The 1,277-nt window shown below is 38.3% G+C and carries 1 protein-coding gene and 1 pseudogene; one reads left to right on the forward strand and one right to left on the reverse strand.

Annotated features, from left to right (window positions below; translation table 11 throughout):
- Positions 1-714 (forward strand): annotated as a pseudogene (locus V7659_RS21065) (DNA mismatch repair endonuclease MutL); the annotation flags it as partial.
- A gap of 85 nt (positions 715-799) precedes the next feature.
- On the opposite strand, the gene V7659_RS21070 reads toward V7659_RS21065, so the two are convergent.
- A complete protein-coding gene (locus V7659_RS21070) occupies positions 800-1,021 on the reverse strand; it encodes a hypothetical protein (RefSeq protein ID WP_335542020.1) in 222 nt (73 codons plus the stop codon).
- Positions 1,022-1,277 lie beyond the last annotated feature (256 nt).

Raw genomic sequence — 1,277 nt, forward strand, 5'->3', positions numbered from 1 at the left:
ACAATGGTGCCTGACACCTGGTTCTCTGCTAATCCATTTAGTGAGTCGCCGGCTAAGACGGACGAAGGTAACACAAGGGTTGAATCTACCATTGAGCCTAGCGAGACAGATTGCCCTGCACCGTCCGAGAGTAGAGTTCCTCGGTTATATCCAATTGGGCAAATGCATGGGACCTATATTTTTGCCCAGAATGAAAATGGATTGTATATCATTGACCAGCATGCAGCACAAGAGCGGTTAAAGTACGAGTATTTCCGGGAAAAGGTAGGTCAGGTCCAATCTGAGTTACAAGAAATGCTGGTACCATTAACGTTTGAGTATTCGACGGATGAATTCTTGAAAATAAATGAATACCAAAACGAGCTCGAAAAGGTCGGGGTTTTTCTTGAGGAGTTCGGAATTAATAGTTATATTGTCCGTTCCCATCCGCAATGGCTCCCAAAAGGGGAAGAAAAAGAAATCATTGAAGAGATGATTGAGCAGCTATTATTAATGAAAAAGGTAGATATTAAGAAACTACGTGAAGAAGCGGCGATTATGATGAGTTGTAAGGCATCCATTAAAGCGAATCGCCATTTACGAAATGACGAGATCCAAGCACTATTAGATGATCTCCGGAGGGCTTCCGATCCATTTACATGTCCGCATGGAAGACCGATTATCGTGCATTACTCAGTTTATGAGATGGAGAAAATGTTTAAACGGGTGATGTGATTTACAAAATATAGATATCCAGAACCCAAAAAAGCCTTACTCTTGATTGAGTGAGGCTCTTTCCCCCTTTTTTAATTCCATAGCATCAGCCAAGTTCTTGACGGCGTTTTTGTCTATTTCTCTGCAATTCTCCCTGTTTCCACGTGTATTTTTGCATATACAACTTTAAAACATCATTAATTGTCTTTCCGCTAATTTCTACTGCTTCCAAAAACTTGTCCCTAATATGTTGTGGAACGTCGATACTTAATTGAACTGTTTCGGTCAATTTCTTCTCCTTTAGTTCCTCTTTTCTTAGCTGCTGCATAAATAATGCCTCCCCTTTGCAATTAAAAAAAAAGAATAGTTTAAAAAAAGTAAAAATTTTAAATATTTTCGATAAAATGATTTTAACAAGTGGAAGCGGATACATTGAAATAATATTTTTCGCCAAATTTCGACATTTTTTTCAGCAGGAAGGTTTTCTGTATCTGATTAATAAACTCTCTTGAATCTAACAAACATTAAATGACGATCCAAGAATAAAGAAAAAGCTGCAGATTCCCACATCTAGAATCAGAGGG

The organism is Neobacillus drentensis (assembly GCF_036966985.1).
GTDB classification, from domain to species: Bacteria; Bacillota; Bacilli; order Bacillales; family Cytobacillaceae; genus Neobacillus; species Neobacillus drentensis_E.